The 21346-nt window shown below is 61.2% G+C and carries 22 protein-coding genes and 1 pseudogene; 12 read left to right on the top strand and 11 right to left on the bottom strand.

Translation table 11 applies throughout. From position 1 onward, the window contains the following. Window positions 1-8: 8 nt before the first annotated feature. Both KG088_RS19560 and KG088_RS19555 read right to left on the bottom strand, forming a co-directional pair. On the bottom strand, window positions 9-353 hold the full coding sequence (locus KG088_RS19560; protein ID WP_319941408.1) for a M20/M25/M40 family metallo-hydrolase: 345 nt from the start codon (window positions 351-353) through the stop codon (window positions 9-11). Window positions 354-395: 42 nt separating this feature from the next. Continuing rightward, the gene (locus tag KG088_RS19555; protein ID WP_250148156.1) at window positions 396-845 is read right to left on the bottom strand and encodes a zinc-binding metallopeptidase family protein; all 450 of its coding nucleotides are present in this window, start codon (window positions 843-845) and stop codon (window positions 396-398) included. Window positions 846-919: 74 nt separating this feature from the next. Here KG088_RS19555 and KG088_RS20175 point away from each other — a divergent pair, with 74 nt between their 5' ends. Beyond that, complete coding sequence (locus tag KG088_RS20175) at window positions 920-1075, top strand: DUF7281 domain-containing protein (protein ID WP_455026608.1); 156 nt, start codon at window positions 920-922, stop codon at window positions 1073-1075. A gap of 126 nt (window positions 1076-1201) precedes the next feature. Here KG088_RS20175 and KG088_RS08640 read toward each other — a convergent pair whose 3' ends face one another. Genes KG088_RS08640 through KG088_RS08620 form a run of 5 tightly spaced genes read right to left on the bottom strand, consistent with a single transcriptional unit; the run spans window position 1202 to window position 5350 of the window. Next, window positions 1202-1960 (bottom strand): SDR family oxidoreductase, encoded by a 759-nt coding sequence (locus KG088_RS08640; protein ID WP_213825107.1) that lies wholly within the window; start codon window positions 1958-1960, stop codon window positions 1202-1204. Continuing rightward, window positions 1947-2882, bottom strand: a complete 936-nt coding sequence (locus tag KG088_RS08635) for a BKACE family enzyme (RefSeq protein WP_213825106.1) — start codon at window positions 2880-2882, stop codon at window positions 1947-1949. Before KG088_RS08635 ends, KG088_RS08640 begins: the two co-directional genes overlap by 14 nt. A gap of 13 nt (window positions 2883-2895) precedes the next feature. Beyond that, window positions 2896-3849 carry a 3-hydroxyacyl-CoA dehydrogenase gene (locus KG088_RS08630; protein ID WP_213825105.1) on the bottom strand — a complete coding sequence of 318 codons (954 nt, stop codon included), beginning with the start codon at window positions 3847-3849 and terminating at the stop codon, window positions 2896-2898. Continuing rightward, window positions 3849-4628, bottom strand: a complete 780-nt coding sequence (locus KG088_RS08625; protein ID WP_213825104.1) for an SDR family oxidoreductase — start codon at window positions 4626-4628, stop codon at window positions 3849-3851. Before KG088_RS08625 ends, KG088_RS08630 begins: the two co-directional genes overlap by 1 nt. Further along, the gene (locus tag KG088_RS08620) at window positions 4625-5350 is read right to left on the bottom strand and encodes a GntR family transcriptional regulator (RefSeq protein ID WP_213825103.1); all 726 of its coding nucleotides are present in this window, start codon (window positions 5348-5350) and stop codon (window positions 4625-4627) included. Before KG088_RS08620 ends, KG088_RS08625 begins: the two co-directional genes overlap by 4 nt. Before the next feature lie 11 nt (window positions 5351-5361). On the opposite strand from KG088_RS08620, the gene KG088_RS08615 reads away from it, so the two are divergent. From KG088_RS08615 to KG088_RS08590, 6 genes and pseudogenes are all read left to right on the top strand, one after another. Beyond that, window positions 5362-6522: a TRAP transporter substrate-binding protein gene (locus KG088_RS08615; protein ID WP_250148155.1), complete on the top strand. Its 1161-nt coding sequence runs from the start codon at window positions 5362-5364 to the stop codon at window positions 6520-6522. A gap of 7 nt (window positions 6523-6529) precedes the next feature. After that, complete coding sequence (locus tag KG088_RS08610) at window positions 6530-7108, top strand: TRAP transporter small permease subunit (RefSeq protein ID WP_213825102.1); 579 nt, start codon at window positions 6530-6532, stop codon at window positions 7106-7108. After that, a complete protein-coding gene (locus tag KG088_RS08605) occupies window positions 7101-8444 on the top strand; it encodes a TRAP transporter large permease (protein WP_250148154.1) in 1344 nt (447 codons plus the stop codon). The genes KG088_RS08610 and KG088_RS08605 overlap by 8 nt, the downstream gene beginning before the upstream one ends. A 10-nt stretch (window positions 8445-8454) precedes the next feature. Next, window positions 8455-9219, top strand: a complete 765-nt coding sequence (locus KG088_RS08600) for an SDR family NAD(P)-dependent oxidoreductase (RefSeq protein WP_213825101.1) — start codon at window positions 8455-8457, stop codon at window positions 9217-9219. A gap of 32 nt (window positions 9220-9251) precedes the next feature. Beyond that, complete coding sequence (locus KG088_RS08595) at window positions 9252-10520, top strand: hydroxymethylglutaryl-CoA reductase, degradative (protein ID WP_213825100.1); 1269 nt, start codon at window positions 9252-9254, stop codon at window positions 10518-10520. A gap of 138 nt (window positions 10521-10658) precedes the next feature. Then, window positions 10659-11048 (top strand): annotated as a pseudogene (locus KG088_RS08590) (SOS response-associated peptidase). Between the two features lie 51 nt (window positions 11049-11099). Here the strand turns inward: KG088_RS08590 and KG088_RS08585 are convergent. The 3 genes from KG088_RS08585 to KG088_RS08575 form a co-directional block, all read right to left on the bottom strand. After that, window positions 11100-11297 (bottom strand): hypothetical protein, encoded by a 198-nt coding sequence (locus tag KG088_RS08585; protein WP_213825099.1) that lies wholly within the window; start codon window positions 11295-11297, stop codon window positions 11100-11102. 66 nt (window positions 11298-11363) lie between these two features. Further along, on the bottom strand, window positions 11364-12644 hold the full coding sequence (locus tag KG088_RS08580) for a Y-family DNA polymerase (protein WP_213825098.1): 1281 nt from the start codon (window positions 12642-12644) through the stop codon (window positions 11364-11366). Between the two features lie 8 nt (window positions 12645-12652). Then, window positions 12653-13090 (bottom strand): LexA family protein, encoded by a 438-nt coding sequence (locus tag KG088_RS08575; RefSeq protein WP_213825097.1) that lies wholly within the window; start codon window positions 13088-13090, stop codon window positions 12653-12655. 150 nt (window positions 13091-13240) lie between these two features. On the opposite strand from KG088_RS08575, the gene KG088_RS08570 reads away from it, so the two are divergent. After that, window positions 13241-13408: a hypothetical protein gene (locus KG088_RS08570; protein ID WP_213825096.1), complete on the top strand. Its 168-nt coding sequence runs from the start codon at window positions 13241-13243 to the stop codon at window positions 13406-13408. Window positions 13409-13586: 178 nt separating this feature from the next. Here the strand turns inward: KG088_RS08570 and KG088_RS08565 are convergent, their stop codons facing one another. Beyond that, a complete protein-coding gene (locus KG088_RS08565) occupies window positions 13587-14072 on the bottom strand; it encodes a hypothetical protein (protein ID WP_213825095.1) in 486 nt (161 codons plus the stop codon). A gap of 438 nt (window positions 14073-14510) precedes the next feature. Here KG088_RS08565 and KG088_RS08560 point away from each other — a divergent pair, with 438 nt between their 5' ends. The 4 genes from KG088_RS08560 (at window position 14511) to KG088_RS08545 (ending at window position 21340) form a co-directional block, all read left to right on the top strand. Further along, on the top strand, window positions 14511-15461 hold the full coding sequence (locus tag KG088_RS08560) for a metallophosphoesterase (RefSeq protein WP_213825094.1): 951 nt from the start codon (window positions 14511-14513) through the stop codon (window positions 15459-15461). 471 nt (window positions 15462-15932) lie between these two features. Then, a complete protein-coding gene (locus KG088_RS08555) occupies window positions 15933-17162 on the top strand; it encodes a DUF4236 domain-containing protein (RefSeq protein ID WP_213825093.1) in 1230 nt (409 codons plus the stop codon). Window positions 17163-17300: 138 nt separating this feature from the next. Beyond that, window positions 17301-20675 (top strand): helicase-related protein, encoded by a 3375-nt coding sequence (locus KG088_RS08550; protein ID WP_250148153.1) that lies wholly within the window; start codon window positions 17301-17303, stop codon window positions 20673-20675. Then, window positions 20672-21340 (top strand): DUF4391 domain-containing protein, encoded by a 669-nt coding sequence (locus KG088_RS08545; RefSeq protein WP_213825092.1) that lies wholly within the window; start codon window positions 20672-20674, stop codon window positions 21338-21340. Before KG088_RS08550 ends, KG088_RS08545 begins: the two co-directional genes overlap by 4 nt. Window positions 21341-21346 lie beyond the last annotated feature (6 nt).

The following is a 21346-nucleotide window of genomic DNA, read 5'->3' as shown; positions in this document are numbered from 1 at the left end:
CCGGCCGGTCAGGCCAACAAGTGTAATGCCACCTCGGCCAGTACACGTGCAGGAATGTCGGCATCATGACGTTCGATATACTTATCGGGATGATGGCTGATGCCCGCTCGGCAGGGCGTGAAAAGCATGGCCGTCGGACATACATGGGCCAGGTGGATGGCATCATGGAAGGCCCCGGAGAGAAGTTCCGGCGCTCCGGCGCAGACACTGCCGGCGCTCTCGCGAAGGACGGCCAACAGATACTCGGGAAATGCCACCGGTGACACTCGTGAGGTCACCTCAAGGGAGACTTCACAGCCGCTCCACTCCTCCTCGGCCAGGGCATGGAAACGGCTATCGAGCGCATCCAGCACCTGTTGGTTGGGATGGCGCAGATCGATGGCGAAAGTGGCTCGCTAGGCAATGGTGTTGACGGCATCGGGCCACAGAGAAAACTTGCCGATGGTGAAGCGCAGATCATCATCTTGTTCCCGAATCGCTGCCTTGAGCGCGGACACCAGCTCATGGGCACCGTCGAACGCGTCCCGGCGCGCCTGACGCGGCGAGGTGCCGGCATGATTGGCCACGCCCTCGACCTCGATGCAATACCAGTTGACTCTCTGGATTCCACTGACAATCCCCACCGGTTTGCCTAACTGTTCCAGCACCGGCCCTTGCTCGATGTGTAGCTCGCGAAAGGCATGCGGACTAAAGGAAGCCGGGCGGTACTCAAGCCCCCCGCTCTCCAGCAGCGTCAGGCACTCATGGATTGTCCTGCGTATCGAGCGCCAGTCGTCGAATGCCCTTGGGATTGAGGGCCCCGATGGTAGCCAGGATCTGAACATCGTCCAAGAAGCGGAGACCATTCTTCATTTCACCAAGATGCGCTATCTGCACCAAGATACCCCCTCGATGGTAGATCAGGTCAGGCAAGTAAGTACTGAACCAGGTACGTAGGTGTAGGGCCCCTGAAACCTGCCGTCGCGTCATGATCATCGAGAACGTGGCCGTTATGGATCGGTGGTGGGACTTGCTGGCGATCCTGCCGGACACTTGGCGCCGCGATACCCTGTTTTGCTACCGCAGGCATGACTAGGCGCAGGGCGCGCTCAATGACTGGCTCAAGGCCCTCCCCGGCCACGTCGACCTAGGGTATTGCGGGGATTATGACGCGTGGAGTGTCTCGGTTGCGGGCGCCTCTGTAGGGCAGCCAATAAATGGATTAGCGGCCCGCGGAGATATCGAGGATTGCGCCGCTGACGTAGGACGCAGCATCGGATAGCAGCCATGATACGGCGGCTGCCACCTCATCCGCGCGTCCGATGCGGCCGAGCGGCACGTCGTTTGTTTTGGTTGCAAGGCGGTCGGCCAAACCCGCAGCCGCGTGTATCTCCGTGTCGATCAGGCCCGGAGCGACGGCGTTCACGCGAATGCCGTCGCTGCCGAGCTCCTTTGCAAGACCGATCGTCATCGAACTGACCGCGCCTTTCGAGGCCGCGTATTGAATCCATTCATTGCCACCGCCAAGAGCTGCGGCGCGGCTCGACATCAGGACCATCGCTCCGCCAGCGCCGCCACGTCTGGTCGACATGAGCCGTGTGGCGGCTTGCACCGTCAGGGCCGTGCCGATCACGTTGACATCGAGCACGCGGCGCAGGTCAGCTGGTTCGAGGTCCTCCAGTCGCGTGGACGGGCCGGTGATGCCGGCATTGGCAAATACGCCGGTCGGCACACCGAAACTTTTCCTGCAGACCTCGAACAGGGTCGTGATCGCCTCTTCGTTCGCTACATCCCCCTGCACGGCGAGGGCCGTGCCTCCCGCCGCTTTCACACGATCTGTCAGAGCCTGAGCCGCGTTTGAATTGGAGGCATAGGAAAACACGACGGGCCGCCCACACTGGGCGAGCAACAGGACGGTCGCGGCGCCGATGCCGCGACCGCCGCCCGTAACCACCACGGGACCGGTATCAGAATGCGACATTGCCGCCACCTTTCAGGTCGAGCATCTGGCGCGCCTCGTCCGGCGTGGCGACTTCGAGGCTTAGACCTGCAAGAAGTTCGCGTGCCTTGCGCACCTGATCGGCGTTGCTTTCGGCGAGTTTGCCCGGTGAAATCCAGATGGAATCCTCGAGTCCGACCCGGACGTTGCCGCCCTGTGCCGCCGCCTGGGCGGCGACCGGCATCTGGTTGCGCCCAGCACCGAGCACAGACCAGACATAGGCATCCCCGAAGAGGCGGTCGGCCGTGCGCTTCATGTGTGCTACATCCTCGGGGTGGGCGCCAATGCCGCCAAGAAGGCCGAACACCGTCTGCACGAGAAACGGCGCCTCGACCAGGCCGCGATCCACGAAATGTGCGAGGGTGTAGAGATGGCTGGTGTCGTAGCATTCGAATTCGAAACGGGTGCCATTGGCGTTGCCGGTTCGCAGAATGTGCTCGATATCGGAAAAGGTGTTCTTGAACACCAGGTCGCGGCTGTTTTCGAGATGCTGACGCTCCCAGTCGTGCTTGAACTCCGTGAAGCGGTCCAGCATCGGATAAAGGCCGAAATTCATCGATCCCATATTGAGCGAGGCGACCTCGGGTTTCAGTTCTGCGGCCGGGCGCATGCGTTCCTCGACACTCATGTGAGGGCTGCCGCCTGTCGTGAGGTTCAGAACTGCATCGGTCGCCTGCTTTAGCTGGGGCAGGAAGGCGCGGAACGCATCGGGGTCCTGCGTGGGCCGACCGGTTTCAGGATCGCGTGCATGCAGGTGCAGGATCGTCGCGCCAGCCTCGACGGCGGCAAGGCTGTCGGTGGTGATCTGTTCGGGTGTCACCGGAAGATGCGGCGACATCGAGGGGGTGTGAATTGCACCGGTAACGGCACAGCTTATGATGACCTTGCGGGTAGTTTTGGGCATGTTTGACCTCCAGTCATTCTGATTTCCGGGCGTTGGTTCTGAGATGCTTCATCATCTCCACAAGCCGGCTGTCACGCTCTGCCTGCGCCGCGGGGATGCGGTCGAGTGGCAAATGTTTGCGTCTTGCTTCTTCGACCTCATCAAGCGTTTGGCCTGTCCAGTCGGCGGTTTCACGCTGCGTTTCGGCGATCTTCGTGTACATCGGGCCGTAGCGCGCGACATAGTCACGCACGCCGCCGGGTGCGTTCAGGTCAATTGTCTCGAACGGCCCCAGAAGCGCCCAACGGGGTGCAAGCCCGTCGCGCAGCCCGGTATCCACGTCCTCTGGTGTGGCGATCCCGTCCGCTACTAGGCGGAACGCCTCTTGCAGCAGCGCTCCTTGCAACCGGTTCATGATGAATCCGTCGATCTCGCGTTGCATGCGGATGGGTTTCTGGCCGATGCGGTCCATGAGGTCCACACAACGGTCCATTGCGGAGGCACTGGTCCAGGGGGCCGGCACTATCTCCACCGCGCGGATTAGGCTGGGCGGATTGATCGGATGCGCGACGAGGCAACGGTCGCGCCCCGAAAGGTGCTCCGTAAAGGCGGAGGGCAGGAGCGCCGAGGTTGAGCTGGCAAGAATGGCGTCGCGTGGCGCGCGCGTGTCCAGTTCGGAAAAGACCGCCTTCTTGATATCCAGTTTTTCGGGCACGTTCTCCTGGACGTGGACAGCCCCGTCGAGCGCTTCGTCCAGATCGGCGGCGATGTGGACGCGTTCAGTGATGCTCTCGGCCGTTTGCCCGTCGAGCATGCCGGCCGTTTCTAGTTCGGCCGCAAGTCGTGCCAGCATCCCTTTCGCCTGTTGTGCTGCATCGGCGTTCTGATCGAACAGCGCGACGTTGCATCCGCCGCGCGCGAATGCCACGGCCCACCCACAGCCGATAAGGCCGCTGCCTATGATTGCCGCTTTCAGATTGTTGGTCATTACAGCGTCTCCACCCCGGCGCATACGCTTAGCGCCTGTCCGGTTATGTTCGCGCCGCCCGGCGTGTTGAGAAACAGACACATCGAGGCGATGTCATGCGGGCTGACCATGCGCCGGAGGGCTACTTTTTGGAGGTTGCGTTCGCGCATTTCGTCGTAGGAAAGACCAAGACGTTCCGCACGGGCATTGATGACTCGATCGATTCTTGGGCCTTCGACGATGCCGGGCAGGATGGCATTGGCACGCACACCCTGCGGCCCGAGTTCGGATGCGAGGCTTTTCGCAAGGCCGATCACGCCCCACTTGGAGGCGGCGTAGGGCGTGCGATAGGCAAAAGGCAAGCGACCCGCGACCGAAGCGATAGCAATGAAGCTGCCCTGGCTTGCGATCAGATCATCCGCCGCAAAGCGTGCTGCGAGGTAGGCGCCGCGCAGATTGATATCGAGCGCGCGATCCCAGTCCTCGGCGCTGATATCACCGATGGTGGCGGTCGGCCCCTCAATGCCGGCGTTCGCCACGACGACATCTAGCCCGCCCAGCTGTGCGCGCGCATCGACAAGGAGTTGGCGCGTGGCGGCCTCGTCGGACGCATCGGCGACCGTTCCGCTGATCTGGTCCGAGCAGGCCTCGGCAACAGCCTCGGCATTCACATCCGAGATATGAACCCTGGCACCCGCAGCGGCAAAATCGTCGGCGATCGCCTTGCCGATACCGGCGGCCCCTGCCGTAATCAGGACGCGCAGCCCCGGTGGTGGGATGAGGGAGGAGGGTGATGTCATGGTTTTGATACCTCTCTTATTAATGATTGTTTTTTGTCGGGATCGAGAAAGGCGCGAATGTCTTTCGCGGCGGTTCTGATGTCATCGACGATGGCCTCGCGCACCGCCTTGCCGTCCCCCACGTCGAGAGCGGCCATGATCTGATCATGAAAGTATTGTGACGTGGCCATGTGCGCGCAATCCGGGACGCTGATGCGGATCGACGGTCCGACCATCAGCCAGAGACGTTCGATCATCCCGACCAGAAGCGGCCAACCAGAGACCTTGTAGATCGCCGCGTGAAAGGCCGCATTGGCCCCAAGATACCAATCGACGTCACCACTAAAGGCGGCGACAGTGAGGTCGTCGTTGAGGTTGCGAATGCCGATGAGGTCTTTGGCCGTCATTTCGGCGCATGCGCGTTCGGCGGCCATTCCTTCTATTTCAAGGCGGATGGACGTGATTTCATCGAAATCCTGCGGCCGGAGTGCTCGAAGGCGGAGCGTTCGGCTTGACGTGTTTTCCAGAACACCTTCGGTCGTCAAGCGGGTGAGCGCCTCGCGGACGGGCATCGCGCTGACACCCATTTGCTCCGCAAGGGCCCGGCTGGACAGCACTTCGCCTGGTCGGAAAGCCCCTGACATGATCGCGCTCCGCAGGTTTTCAAAGACCTGCTGTTGCAGGCTTTCCCGCCTGAGATTGCCGCCATTCAACGTTGGATGAGATGCAGAAACGTCTTGCATATCGAGTTTCGTTGGGTATCTTTGATCTGAGATCGCAGATTGCAGTTCGGGTCTATAGAAGTCAAGCCAGCCCCTGCATCGACGATCACTACCCGCCCGGCATGGCCGGGCAGCACGAAGGGAGAACCAACAAGATGAAATTCAGGGCAACTTTAATGGCTGCGGCTGCTGTGGCCACCACATTCCCGGCGCACGCCGAGACGCTTGATGTAGCGAGCACGTTTCCGAAGAATCTCGCATTTCTGGGGGAGGGTGCTGAGGTTCTGGCCAAGAACATCGAGACCGCAACCGGCGGCGAGGTCAAGCTGGAGGTGCATGGTGCGGGCGATCTGGTGCCGGCGCTCGAGGTGCTCAATCAGGTGAGTACCGGCGCGATTCCGGCTGGATGGGATTACGTCGGCTATTGGGGCGGCACGATTCCGGTGGCCTCGCTGGCGGGCTCCATGCCGTTTGGCCCAGGGCCGGATCTCTTTGTCGGATGGATGTGGGAAGGGGGCGGCATGGAAATCGTCCAGAAGGCCTATGATCCCCTCAACATCAAGCTGCTGCCCTGTCATGTGACGGCCCCCGAGCCGGGCGGCTGGTTCAACAAGGAAATCAACAGCGTCGAGGATCTCGAAGGCCTGAACATGCGGATTTCTGGCATGGGCGGACAGGTTCTCAACAAGCTTGGCGTGTCTACCCAGCTCATTCCCGGCGGTGAACTTTACGTCGCGTTGGAGCGTGGTCGCATCGACGCCACGGAATTCTCACTTCCGGTCGTTGACAAGGACATCGGGTTCGCGGAGATCGCCGACTATTACTATTTCCCCGGGTGGCACCAGCCCGCGAGTTGGAACTCGCTGATCATGAACATGGATGTCTGGAACGGCTTCGACCAGCAGACCCAGGATCAGATCATGCTGGCATGCAAGGCCACGGTGACCTGGTCGCTGGCTGCGGTGCCCGAGACACAGGGTGCCATCATCGAGGAGTTCCGCGCGCAGGGTGTCGAAACCAAGCGGTTCCCCGACGAAGTTCTCGAAGCGCTGCGTGCCGCCTCGAAAGAAGTGCTGGAAGAGCAGGCGGCCGAGGATGAGATCTTTGCCGAGGCGTATCAGTCGATCCAGGACTATCTCGCCAAGGCCGAGATCTGGACGTCTCTTCAGGCCATGCCAGACCCTGCGGAGTGACGGATAAATGACCGAACGTTCCATTCTGGAGCGGGTCGGCCATGCGCTCGTCGAGGCGAGTGCATGGCCCGGCCGTGTCGCCGCCTGGCTGCTCCTCCCGATGATGGCACTGGTCCTGCTGGCGGTCGTCGGATCGCTCATGGGTATTGGTCAGATCGCGAGTTGGGAGGCTGACCTGCCTCTCTTCGGCTCTGACCTCACGCTGACAGCGCTTTCCGAACTGCAGTGGCATCTTCAGGCGATCATCGTGATGCTGGGTATGTCCTATGCCCTGGCACGCAACGCGCATGTTCAGGTCGACATGATCTCCGCGAAGTTCTCCCCGCGCGGGATGGCGCTGGTCAACTTGGTTGGCGACCTGCTTTTCCTGCTGCCATTCTGCGCAATCATAGGCTGGCTGAGCCTCGATTACGTGACCTACTCATACGCGACCGGGGAGCAGTCCAATTACGGTGGTCTCACCGACAGGTATCTAGTGAAAGCGATCCTTCCGATCGGTTTCGCCGTGCTCGCCCTTTCAGGGGTCGGAAGGGTACTGGTTCATCTGAGCATAGTGTTTACCGGCGGAGGCCGCTCAAATGGTTGAATACATTCTGCCGATCTCGATGGTTTTTGCACTCATCCTCGGCATCATGTCTGGTTATCCGGTCGCGCTGGTCCTGGCAGGGGTGGGCATCCTCTTTACCTTCATCGGTGATGTGCCACTGGTCTTTCTCAACACGATCTCGTCGCGGATCTTCACCGGAAATCTCACAAACTGGCTTTTGCTGGCGGTGCCGCTCTTCGTGTTTATGGGGCTGATGCTGGAAAAATCCAACATCGCGAAAAACCTGCTCTTGTCGCTGGAACGGCTTTTCGCGCAACGCCCGGGCGGTCTGGCGCTGTCGGTGACGATTGTCGGCGTGGTGATGGCGGCGAGCACGGGGATCATCGGTGCGTCCGTGGTGATGCTGGGCTTGATGGCATTGCCGGTCATGCTCAAGCAGCAGTATTCCATGCGGCTTGCCGCCGGGACGATCTGTTCGGCGGGCACGTTGGGCATTCTCATTCCCCCATCAATCATGCTAGTGCTCGTCGGTGACATTCTTCAGATATCGATCGGCGATCTCTTCATGGGGGCGGTGGTGCCCGGCCTCATCCTTGGCGGGCTTTACGCGATCTACATTCTCGTCGTCACCCACCTGAATCCGTCCCTCGCGCCACCGAGCGCCGTTCAGGAAAAGGTATCGACGTTCGAAGCGATCAGCGTTCTGATCAAGCACCTTGTCGCGCCGATTATTCTCATCCTCAGCGTGCTCGGCTCCATCGTGGCCGGGATCGCCACTCCGACCGAGGCCGCCGCGATCGGCGCAGTCGGGGCCACGGCTCTGGCCGGCGTCATGAACCAGTTGACCATGAAGAACCTCGTGGCCTGCGTGCAGGAGACCGCACTGACCACCGCGATGATCCTGACCGTGGCCATCGGCGCGACGGTGTTCAGCGGGATATTCAAACGGATCGGCGGCGACACCATGATCGAGCATGCGGTCATGTCCATCGCCTCGGGTCCCTACCAGACACTTTTCCTGATCATGGCACTGATCTTTGTCCTCGGCTTCTTTCTGGAGTGGATCGAGATCAGTTTCGTGGTATTGCCGCTGTTCGCGCCGATCATCGCCGGGCTGGATTTCGGGCTGGGCACCTCGGGCGTGACGCTGACATGGTTCGCGGTTCTGGTCGCAGTCAACCTGCAGACGTCGTTCCTGACGCCACCGTTCGGCTATGCGCTGTTCTACTTGCGGGGTATCGCCCCGCCGGAAGTCGGTATTCGTGACATCTATGTGGGGATCATTCCTTTCGTCCTGATCCAGTTGTTCGGGTTGGGATTGTGCATCCTGTTCCCGTCGCTGGTCCTGTGGTTGCCGGATGTGCTTGCGAATTGAGGAGGGCGGCATGAGTCATCTTTTCGACTTGGTAGGCAAGCGGGTGGTCGTCACGGGCGGGACAAGTGGCATAGGGCTGGCCACGGCCCGCGCGTTTCTTGAGGCCGGCGCGCGCGTCGTGGTGAACGGGCGGTCGGTCGAGCGTGGTCGGAACGCCCTGGAATCGCTTGAAGGGCAGGGACCGGCCTGGTTCGTGTCGGGCGACACTGCGGATGAGGCGGCCGCGGAAAAGCTGGCCGCGGCCGCCGAGGCCCATATGGGCGGCGTCGACGTGCTTGTCTGTGCGGCGGGAACGAACCGGCGCGGTGCCCCACAGGATCTGACCCTCGACGACTGGGATGCCGTTCTGGACGCGAGCCTGAAAGGCACGTTCGTGACAGCCCGCGCATTCTACCCGTCCCTGTGCGGATCGGGGGACGGACGCATCGTGACCATCGGCTCAATGATGTCGGTCCTCGCGAACGAGGTGACAGCACCTTACGCCGCAGCCAAGGGCGGCGTCGTGCAGTTGACACGTAGCCTTGCCGTGGCCTGGGCGCAGGAGGGGATCCGTGCAAACTGCATCCTGCCGGGCTGGGTGGATACGCCGCTCACCCGGCAGGCCCGCAAGGACATGCCCGATCTGGATCGCCGGGTCTGCGAACGGACGCCGGTGGGCCGTTGGGCCGCCCCCGAAGAAATCGTCGGCGCGATCCTGTTTCTTGCTACCCCAGCATCGCGGTTCATGACCGGAACGGCCATTCCGGTCGATGGTGGGTTCGTCATGCGGGCGTGACCTGCGGCCATTGGAAAGGAAAGCGAAGAGACATGAGTGAGCGCACGTCAAGACTAGTCGGATTTGCAACCCTGAGCCGGGAAGAGCGGCTTGCCGTTCTGAACGATTGGTTGGCTGGCGACAAAGCTGCGCCAGACTCTTTGCAAGAGATCGGTACCTTGCCCGGCGAGCTGGTGGAAAGGATGGTCGAGAACGCCATCGGAACCATGCCTGTTCCCCTGGGTGTCGCCACCAACATGATCGTGGACGAGGAGGATGTCCTCGTTCCCATGGCGACCGAGGAAAGTTCGGTCATCGCCGCCGTGTGTAATTCGGCCAAGCGGTGCCGATCCACGGGCGGCTTTCGCACGTCCTATGCGGGATCGTTGACCATCGCGCAAGTGCAGATCCTCGACGTGGCCGATCCAAACCGGGCGCGGCTCGAAATCCTGCGCCGAATCGAGGAAATCCGCGATATCTGCAACAAGGTCGACCCGATGCTGGTCGAGCTTGGCGGAGGGTTGCGCGATGTCGAGGTGCGGCTTTTGAACGGGCGACGCGGCACCATGGTCGTGGTCCATCTAATCGTCGATACCCGCGATGCGATGGGGGCCAATGCCGTCAACACCATGGCCGAGCGTATCGCCCCGGTGCTGGCCGACTGGACCGGCGGGCGGTCCTTGCTGCGGATCCTGTCGAACCTTGCCGACCGGCGGCTGACACGCGCCGAGGCGATCTGGCCCGCGGACGAGATCGGCGGCGTCGCGGTTGTCGACACGATGCTGGAGGCGGCCGACTTCGCGGTGATCGACCCCTATCGCGCGGCGACGCATAACAAGGGGATCATGAACGGCGTTTCCGCCGTCGTGCTCGCTACCGGAAACGACACCCGTGCCATCGAGGCCGGCGCGCATGCCTATGCCGCACAAACCGGCCAGTATGGTCCGCTCACCCGGTGGGAGAAGACCGCAAGCGGTGATCTCGCAGGGTCCATCGAAATCCCGCTGTCGCTAGGGATCGTGGGCGGGGCTACGCGCATCCATCCCGTCGCGCAACTGGCGCTCAGGATCATGGGGGCAGAAACGGCCGAGAAGCTGTCCCGGCTGGTCGCGGCGGTCGGGCTGGCTCAGAATTTCGGGGCCGTGCGTGCGCTGGCGACCGACGGCATCCAGAAAGGCCACATGGCGCTGCATGCCCAGAACATCGCGATAGCGGCGGGTGCCGAAGGCGACGAGATCGTGTCCGTGGCGGAGGCGATGAAGGCGCGCGGCGAGATCAACGAACGCATGGCGAAGCATCTACTTGCGGAGATGCGGACATGAAGGACGTGCCCATTAGAACTGTGTCCGGCAGGCCTGATCTTGCCCAGGAAATAGTGGACACGCCGTTAAGACAGTACGCTGAACGAGGTGTGATGGGGCTATCGGCCCCAGTGGGCGAACGAGGATGCCCCCGAGCCGATCAACGCCACTGCCGAGCGGGTGGCGACCTCCAACTATTTCAAGGGCGCCTTCGCCCGTCATCGCTGCCTGGTGCCTGCCGACGGCTGATATGAGTGGGCGCAGGTGGATGGCCAGAAGCAGCCGCACTTCCTGTGCCACGAGGACCGCCGGCCGCTCTGGATGGCGGCCATCTGGGCCGAGCGGGTGGATGGTTCACCCGGCTGCGCGATCATCACCGAGCCGGCGCGCGGGTCTGCCAAGGAGATCCACTCGCGCATTCCGCTGGCTCTGGACGTCGCGAGCCTCGAGCCGTGGCTCGACCCTGACCGACCGCGAGACGATCCGCAAAGTGGTGCATCACCTAGATGCGGAGCTGATCACGCACTGGGCGGTGAGCACGCGTGTTAACCCGCCGGGGAATGATGAAGATGCCGCGCTGATCAATCCGGCTTGACCGCGTTACTTTTTCTTCTTCATGAAAGGCAACACTTTACCCATTGTATCCGCGAGCACTTGGTCAAGCGGTTTATGATCCAGGCTCACAGCGGCTCTCGCTGCGGTATAGGTCCCTTTATATTCCTGAGCGATTTCGCTATCGGTCATGCTGTCAGGCAGCTGCTCTTTTTCCCGGATTACGTCGATTACGGCCTTGTCCATGTCGCTCTCCATTAACGCCACTTGCTGTCGAGCATAGTGCAGGATCGCCCTGGCCGCGGTAGATCATTACAACATGGGCACGGCAGGCAGCTCGTCCCATCTCGTCGTCCAGCGCGGCGTGCGGTTGGCGCAACGCAGGTGCCAGGCGGCACCGGGGCTGGGTCGCCCCAGCGTAACGGTGCCGCGCCCCATCTTCTGATTCAGGTCGTCCATCGCGGCCATCAGCTTGGCGCTGCGCTCGCGCTCAGCCTCGCTTTGTGCCGAATCGAGCAGCGAGAGCTGCTGCCGGTTGGCGTCGATCAGGTCGATCAGCATTACCCCCGCTTTCATGAAGCGATACCGAGGCCGGTAGATGGCCTGCAGGGCGCGGCTGGCGGCATGGAGGATCTCGCGGCTGTCATCGGTCGGGCGCTCCAGCTCGACCACAGCGCTGGGCGAGTACTGCAGCAGGTCGGGGCGGTGCGGGTTGGTCTTGAGGAACACGTAGACCGCTCGGGTCAGGCTGTCTTGCTTGCGGAGCTTTTCGGCACTGCGTTGGGCGTGCTGACGGATCGCTTCGCCGATCTCGACCAGGTCACCGGTGAGCTTGCCGAACGAGCGCGAGGTCATGATGCGCTGGCGGGGCTCATCGGCATCGTTCATGTCGATGGCGGCGACGCCCTGGAGCTCGAGGACGGTGCGCTCGAGCGTGGTGCTGAATTTGCGCTTAATGGTCTTGTGGTCCTGCTGGGCGAGATCCCAGGCCGTGCGGACATCCCTCAGGGCGAGCTTTTCGACCAGGCGTCGGCCTACGCCCCAGACGTCGCCCAACGCGGTGCGCTGCAGGAGCCCGCGGGTCTCCGGGCTACCGGCATGCAGCACGCACACACCCTGATAGTGAGGAATCTTCTTCGCAGCGCGGTTGGCGAGCTTGGCCAGGGTGCGCGTGGGGGCCACCCCGACACAGACCGGGATGCCGGTGTACTGGCGCACCTGGTGATGCAGCGCGCGGGCGTGCTCGAGCAGCGGGCCCGGCGCAAAGCCATCGAAGCGTACGAACATCTCATCGATGGAGTACGGCTCCACCCCGGCGGAGAACTCCTCGAGGATATCGTGCACGCGCGCCGACATGTCGCCATAGAGCTCGTAGTTGGACGACAGCAAATGAATTTGCCCGCGCCTGATCAGGTGCTGCAGCTCGAAGGCAGGCGTGCCCATCTCGACACCCAGCTGCTTGATTTCGGCAGAGCGGGCGATCACGCAGCCGTCGTTGTTCGACAGCACGCCGACCGCCCGTCCGTTCAGCCGCGGCTGGAAAACGCGCTCGCATGAGACGTAGAAGTTGTTGCAGTCCACCAAGCCGATCATGGCGCCGCTCATACGGCGTATTCATGGATCACGGCGCGCACCACCCCCCAGACCTGGCAGTCGAGGTTGCTAAGCGGTATGGGCGGGTACTGGGCATTGCCGGAACACAGGTAAGGGCGGCGCCCGAGCATCTCGTAGCGTTTGACGATCAGCTCGCCCTCGACCGAGGCGACGAGTATATGGCCGGCACGGGCGTCGATTGAGCGATCGACCACCAGCAGGTCGGTATCGTCGATGCCCAGCCCGGTCATGCTGTCACCGGTGACCGTCATGAAGAACGTGGCGGAGGGGCGTTTCACGAAACGCTCGTTGAGGTCGAGGGTACGGCCTTCGTAGTCCTGGGCAGGGCTGGGAAAGCCCGAAAGCCCGGCGCGGGTAAGTGCCAGAGGATGCGGCAGGGCCAAGGTCAGTGGGGAGGAGTGGGGAAGAAAAATGCCGTCGCGCATGGCCTTGCCTCTTGTGAAATGCTGTTTGTTTATACAGTATTCACCACAACACGCCACACTGGCAAACGCTAATGTAGTGTGCAAGCGGGGCTTTGAGACTGCAAACCTCGCGATGGCGGGGCTGAATGAACAAAAGAAAAGGCAGGGGCGATGCGAGTAAATTACCTGGGCCCACTCTGTACTGGCATCGGCCACCCGGCGCTGGCCGGTTATGACCTGACGCGCTTTGCACCGACATGCTACCAGTTCGAAGTGAGCGGTGAGACCGGCGCGGCGGGGCCGCTGAGGGAAGGGGATCTGCTGGTGGTGGATGAATAGGAGACGGCGCAGCATGCCGACCTGGTGATCGTGGACGTAGCAGCGAGCAGCGGTTCTGCAGCCACCGGATCGGCGGTCAGCTGAGGATTATCACGCCAGTGGATCGTAGTGGTTCGTTTCCTGCCCCGCAGAGTGAGCTTTGCGGCGTGGTGGTCATCCAGGCTCGGCGATGAGCGTTCTAGTCAGGTTTGCCTGCTTCGAGGATCAAGCGAGTAACGATCGCGGATGGCAGCTCACCGGTCTCATCCTCTAGCCGCTTCAGGGCCCGTTGAGCGTCGGGGTATAGCCTCACGGCAAGTTGAAGGTACTTCGGTCCGGGGTCATAGCGGTCTTCGAGTGGTATCTCTAGCCACTCTTCTATGGCTTGTAGGCCCTTTTTCCCGACACCGTGCGGTGAGTAAGTCCCTTTCGGGTTCAGTTCGCCGTTGTGGTATGACTTCAGGAGTTGCTCGGGACCGAGAAAACCGGCGGCAAGCAGGGCGTTGGCGACGGGTATCGGGAGCCCATAATGCCACTGCGCCTCGAGCTGAGCTTTTTGCTCACGCTGTTTGACGTAGCGGCGAGCCATGCGCACCGTGATGCCGAGTTCTTCAGAGATTTGTCTGAAATTGAGGCCGCATTCATAGAATAGGTCGTAGGCTTGTTGCGGCGTTGGGCTTGTCATGGTCAGCCTTTAGTGCGGTTTTCCTCATTCTACCAGTTCAGTTTGCTCAGGTTGGCGATTCGGCGCCTTGTCGGCTCTCCATTTCGATGGCGTTGGTATAGGCGGTGTCGGTCAGATCGTGGGTGAATTTGGTGATGCGCCAGGGTGCCTCCTCGATGTCGCGCTTCCAGCTGATCAGCTGCGCCGGGATTCCGGGGTTGAGTTGTTAGTGCTGACCTTCAGCATCTCCCATGCTGAATACGTCGCAGCCGGGAAAAATGTCATGGTGGAATGCCAGTCACGAGATACCTGATAGCGGATATCAGCGGTCTCGTTGTCTGCGTGAAGGCAGGTCATCTATCGTAGTGTCCAAAGGAAGAATGATTGAAGAGCAGTTGGCCATTTCACCCTTTCCGCCACCGCTGAAAGACGTTCCAACATCCGGCACAGGAGACCTGCATGTATGACCTCATTGGCGATATCCACGGTTACGCCACCCCGCTGAAGCGATTGCTCGAAACACTCGGCTATCAGGAATCGCAAGGGCTCTGGTCGCATCTCGAGGAGCGCCAGGTGATCTTTCTCGGTGATTTCGTCGATCGTGGCCCCGAGCAGGTAGAGACCGTACGTATCGCCCGAGCCATGGTCGAGGCCGGTACTGCACTCGCCGTGATGGGCAACCACGAGTTCAATGCCGTGGCCTGGGCCAGTGAGGATCCTGAGCGTCCCGGTGAACCTCTGCGCCCCCACAGCGACAAGAACCGCCATCAGCACCAGGCCTATCTGGATCAGGTGGGGCAGGGCAGTGCGTTGCACCGCGAGCACATCGCCTGGTTCAAGACACTACCGCTCTACCTGGATCTCGATGGTCTACGCGTCGTGCATGCCTGTTGGGATCCCACGTCTCTCGAGGTGATAAGTAATTTCCTCGATGAGGACCAGCGCATCTTGCCGGATGCCTGGCCGGAGCTGTCCCTCAAGGGCACCGATGCTTACGATGCTCTGGAAACCCTGATCAAGGGCCTGGAGATAGCGCTGCCGGCCGGCAACGAGTTCCTCGACAAGGACGGCACCCCTCAGCACAACATCCGTACCCGCTGGTGGGAGCTGGAGGGCATTACCTACCGGGATCTGGCCATGGTACCGGCCGAGGTTATCCACCAGATCCCCCACGACCCCATTCCCGAGGATCTGATGCCCGGCTATGAGGCTGATAAGCCGCTCTTCGTCGGCCACTACTGGCGCTCCGGCACGCCCGAGCCCTTGACCCCTCATATCGCCTGCATCGATTACAGCATTGCCGGCCGCGACTTCGAGCCTGGTGAGACTCCAAAGCTGTGTGCCTACCGATGGGATGGTGAGCGGGAGCTGGATATCGACAAATTCGAGTGGGTAGAGGGTCATGAGTAAGTAGAGCTTGGCATAACGGAACTGAACTCATGGCAGTGGATACCCTTGAAAGTCTCATGAAGAAGGCCTGCGCCACTCGGCGCGAGCCTCCTTTAGGTTGATGGAGGCTCCGCGTATTCGGCTCACAGAGCACCTTCCCCGAAGTGCTCGAATAGCGGCCGGTTTTTTATCAGCCGACTGAAGCAGGCGCCGCGCGTTTTTCTACAGAGAGGGCATCTCACAGGCCTCGTGGGGACGTAACACATATCGGATGCGCCCCTCTGCCAGGCGTGTAGGGTGGTTAGGTACCAAAGGGCCAGAGGGAAGAGGCAATCAAGTAGAAGGGGCTCGCCCTGAAAAGTGCGCAAGTTGTTGACCCCAAAGGACAAACGGTGTGGTAGCTCAGCGGCACAAACGGGTTATCTGCCTTCACCATCCTGAAGCCGTGACACATTACAAAAGCTGTCAATTTCTACCGCCCAGGAGGTCGCCTTGGGCTTTCGCTTCCAGCGCCGCATCACGCTCGCTCCGGGAATTAGGCTCAATCTAAGCAAGCGAGGCCTCGGGCTTTCGGTGGGTCCGCGCGGTGCCAGCCTCAGCGTGGGGCCGAGCGGCGTACACGGCCATGCGGGGATTCCCGGCACCGGCCTGGCCTATCGGCAGAAGCTGAATACCCGAAACCGGCGCGCGTCCGTTTCCAGCGGTGACACCGCGGGCTCCAGTCCCGCTGCCGTTCTTTATGCGCTACTGGCAAATGGCGAATCGCTCTCCGTCCAGCTCGAGATCGAAGCAGAAGGCAGAGTTCAATACTTCCATGGCGACGGCACGCCGATGAGCGATGACGAGGCCCGCGTGCTCCGGCGCCATGCCAGGGAGTCGCTGCGAGAGCAACTGGGGCACCACTGCCATCGTTTGAACGAGGATCTTGACCGTCTGGGCCAAATGCACGAGGAAACGCCTCATCCGGGCAAGAACGGCTACACCGCTCAAGATTTCACTGTAGCGCCGCCTCGGTCTCCGCAACAACAGCAGCCCGCTTGGTGGCACATTCTGTGGCCACCAGCCAAACGTCGCCTGGAGGAGAAGAACCGCAGCCGCCAGGCAGCGTTCGATGAGGCCTACCTGGATTGGGAGTGGCACAAGGCTGAACATGATGAATCGGAGTTTGCTCGCCACCGTCGGGAAGGTGAGGAAGTCTGGCACGACCCGAATGCGATGGAGCAGACCCTGCGGGAGCGCCTAGAAGAGATCGACTGGCCTTGCGAAACCGTCATCGATTACGACCTTGGTCGCGACGTGAGCACCATTGCCGTGGACATTGATCTCCCAGGCGAAGATGAGATGCCCAACCGCTACTGGACCATGCCGGCCAAGCAGGTGAAACTCACCCCGCGAAAGCTCAGTGACACCCGGCAACGCAAGCGCTACCGGGATCATGTGCATGGCATCGCTTTCCGCGTTTTGGGTGCTGTCTTTGCTCGCCTACCCACCGTGCAGGAGGCGCGCATTTCTGGTTATCGCCAGGTCACCGACTCTGCTACCGGCGGCGAGCGCGATCAGTACCTCTACAGCGTGAAGGTCACCCGCCAGCAGTGGGAAAAGATCCACTTCGACAGGCTGGACCAGGTCGACCCGGTGGTGGCTATGGAAGCCTTCACTCTGCGGCGCGACATGACCACGTCCGGTATCTTCCGCGATATCGAGCCATTCAAGTTGATCTAACGGTCTGAAGAGTGATAGCAAAGAGCGAGCCGCTGCGTTTCGTGATACTAAGCCCTTGATATAAGCTTGAGGGCAACGCTCAGCCAGAATGACGAGACCGTCGACAAAGACGGCCAGGGAACCGCAGGGAGCCGCACCATGGAGATCATCGACAACGTCAGCCGGCTGCTCGGCGACGATCTGAAGGACACCCTGCGCCCTGGCGCCCGGCTAAAAATTGCGGCCTCTTGCTTCTCGATCTACGCCTTCGAGGCCCTCAAGGATGAGCTGGAGTCGCTGGACTCGGTCGAGTTCATCTTTACCTCACCTACCTTCGTCCCGGACCAGGCGAGCGACAAGTTCCGCAAGGAGCACCGTGAGTTCCACATCCCGAAGACAGAGCGCGAGCGCAGCGTCCACGGCAGCGAGTTCGAAATCCAGCTCAAGAACAAGCTGACCCAGCGGGCCATCGCCCGCGAATGCGCCGACTGGATGCGCCGCAAGGCTAGCTTCCGCTCCAACCGTGGCCAGGCGGCCATGCAGCCCTTCGCTGGCGTTGCAGCCTCAGGCGGTGACACGGTCTACATGCCACTGCAGGGCTTCACTGCGGTGGATCTGGGTTACCAGCAAGGCAACGCGGTTTCCAACTTCGTCACTCGCTTCAGCGAGCCAGCGCACACCTCACAGTTCATGGCTCTCTTCGACCAGCTGTGGCAGGACGGAGAGAAGCTCGAGGACGTTACCGAACGGCTACGCGAGCATATCGACTCGGTCTACCGGGAGAACCCGCCGGAGCGGATCTACTTCCTGATGCTGTACCACATCTTCCACGAGTTCCTGGAAGACATCAGTGAGGACGTGCTGCCCAACGACCGCACCGGTTACCAGGACACCGCCATTTGGCAGAAGCTGTTCAACTTCCAGCGCGACGCGGCCACGGGCGTCATCAACAAGCTGGAGACCTACAACGGCTGCATCCTGGCCGATAGCGTGGGCCTCGGGAAGACCTTCACTGCCCTGGCGGTCATCAAGTACTACGAGCTGCGCAACCGCTCCGTACTGGTTCTGTGCCCCAAAAAGCTCGCCGACAACTGGCTGACCTACAACCGCAACCTGACCACCAACGTGCTGGCCCAGGACCGTCTGAACTACGACGTGCTCTGCCATACCGACCTGCAGCGCACCCGCGGAGAATCCTTCGGCATGCCGCTGGATCGGGTCAACTGGGGCAACTACGACCTGGTGGTGATCGACGAGTCGCACAACTTCCGCAACAACGACGTCTACAAGGATCGCGAGACCCGTTACCAAAGGCTAATGAACCAGGTCATCCGGGCGGGCGTGAAGACCAAGGTGCTGATGCTCTCGGCAACGCCGGTCAACAACCGCTTCAACGACCTGAAGAACCAATTGGCGTTGGCCTATGAAGGCGAAGCTACGAACCTGACCCGCCACCTGAGCGGAGCCAAGGACATTGAGGGCATCTTCCGGCGTGCCCAGGCCACCTTCAACGAGTGGTCGGCGCTCCCGCCCGAGAGGCGCACTACGGGCGCCATCCTGCAGGCGCTAGATTTCGACTTCTTCGAGCTGCTGGACAGCGTCACCATTGCCCGATCACGTCGACATATCGAAACCTTCTACGACACCAGCGATATCGGCAGCTTCCCCGAACGACTCAAGCCACTCTCCTTCCACTGCCCACTTACTTACCGCAATGATGTGATCGGCTTCAATGAGATCTTCAAGCAGCTCTCACAGCTCAAACTTTCCGTCTACGCCCCGATCAGCTACATCCTGCCCAGCCGCCTCAAGAAGTACGAGGAGATGTACGACACCGAAGTGTACAGTGGGAGAGCACGGTTCAAGCAGGTCGATCGTGAAAGGAGCTTGCAGGCCCTGATGACGACCAACCTGCTCAAGCGCCTGGAGAGTTCGGTTGCCTCGTTTCGGCTGACCTTGGAGGGCCTGAGAAATAGCCATACCACCATCCTGGAGAAGATCGAGGCCTTCAAGCGTACCGGCCGTTCCGAAGGCTTCGCCGATATCGCCGCAGACTTCGAAGATGCCGACCCCGACGATGACAGCGTTCCCATGCCAGGCGACACCACGGTGGGAAAGAAGGTACAGATAAGCCTGGAGGACATGGACCTGCCGTCCTGGGAACATGACCTGAGCACCGACCTGGTGTGGATCGAGCTGCTGCTGGAGGAAATGGCCAAAGTCACGCCGGCCGACGATGCCAAGCTGCAGCACCTCAAGACACAGATCGCCAGCAAGCTGGCTTCGCCGATCAACCCGGGCAACCGCAAGGTGATGATCTTCACAGCCTTCGCGGACACCGCCAAGTACCTTTACGAGAACCTGGCGGGTAGCCTGCTGGAGAGCCAAGGCGTGCACACTGGCATCGTGACCGGCAGCGACGCGCCGAAGTCCACCATCGGGGCTAAGCCGGGCAGCCGTCAGCACTACGATTTTCAGGGCCTGCTGACGCTGTTCGCACCACTGGCCAAGAGCAAGGACGTCGTGTACCCCAACGAGCCGCGCGAGCTGGACATCCTGATCGGTACCGACTGCATCTCGGAAGGCCAGAACCTGCAGGACTGCGACTACCTGATCAACTACGACATCCACTGGAACCCGGTGCGCATCATCCAGCGCTTCGGGCGCATCGACCGCATCGGTTCACCCAACGCCAGTATCCAACTAGTCAACTACTGGCCGGACATCAGCCTGGACGAGTACATCAATCTCAAGGAGCGCGTCGAGAACCGCATGGTGATCGCCGACGTCACGGCCACCGGCGACGACAACGTGCTTAACGCTCAGTCCAATGACGTCGCCTACCGTCGCGAGCAGCTGCGCCGGCTGCAGGATGAAGTGGTGGAGATGGAAGACCTAAAGTCTGGGGTATCGATTACCGATCTTGGTCTGAACGAGTTCCGCATGGATCTGCTGGGTTACATGAAGGAGAACGGCGACCTGAGCCGCATCCCTAATGGGTTACACACCGTCGTGCCGGCTCGCCCCGAGAAGGGTCTGCGGCCTGGGGTCATCTTCACCCTGCGCAATCTCAATCAGCGGGTAGGTCACCAAGAGAGTGGCCTGCAGCAGCAGAACCGCCTGCATCCTTTCTATCTTGTCTACATCAGCCAAACCGGCGAGGTGATCAGCGACTACACCGAGGTCAAGCGCCTGCTCGACCTGGCACGTACTGCGTGCAAGGGGCTGAGCGACCCCGTCGAAGCCGTTTATCGTGACTTCAACGAGGAAACCCACGATGGCCGAGAGATGCACGCCTATTCGGCGCTACTGGATCAGTCCATCCGCTCGATGATCGAGGTGAAGGAGGACAAGGACATCGACAGCCTGTTCAGCGGAGGCGAGACCACGGCGCTTGTCGATACCATTGAAGGGCTAGACGACTTCGAGCTGATCACCTTCATCGTCATTCGTGAGGTGGGTTCGGCCATCGACACAGGCTCAGGCACGGAGCGACATGCGGCCAGCAGGGGAAGCGAGACGAAAGCGCCATGACGGCACCCCTCTACCAGTATCCCGCCAAGACGTTGCTCGGCCGTGTGGTGGCCAAGCAGCGCATCTTGGCGCATGTGCGAGCCACCGCCAGGTTCAGGGATCGCCTGCGGGACGACGTCGGCCAGATTAATTGGCATGCCAAGCTCGCCCATAACACGCTCAACCTGCCGGGCACCGATGACGTGCAGGAGCTGCAGGTCTTCGTGATCACCCTCAAAGGCGATGACCTGCACCGAGACGTGCTGCGGGCCATCGACCACGCCATTCCTTTTCCGATCCTGTTCGAGCTACAGGGCGACCGCGGCATCCGTGTCACCGCCGCCTACAAGCGACCCAGCCAGGCCGACCCCAGCAAATGGGTGCTGGATGACCACTACGCCAGCAGCGACTGGCTGCCCGCTGTGACGCCCCGGCAGCCGCTGCCTACGGCCATCGACCTGAAGCAGCTCTACCAACAGATATTGCGAAGCTTGCTTCCAGTCTCGGCGCGTCAGGGCGAAGCCCTGCCGGATCAGTTGGAGCGCCTGGAGCTCCTGGAATCCCTCAAGAAGGATGCCGCCAAGCTCGCAAAGCGTCTGCGTAGCGAAAAACAGTTCAATCGCAAGGTGGAGATGAACGCTGAACTGCGCACGATCCGCGAGAAAATTGCCAACTACGACACCTGATCACGA

The sequence above is a fragment of the Halomonas jincaotanensis genome (assembly GCF_018448785.1).
GTDB lineage: Bacteria > Pseudomonadota > Gammaproteobacteria > Pseudomonadales > Halomonadaceae > Halomonas > Halomonas jincaotanensis.
This window is presented reverse-complemented; position numbering and strand designations above follow the sequence as displayed.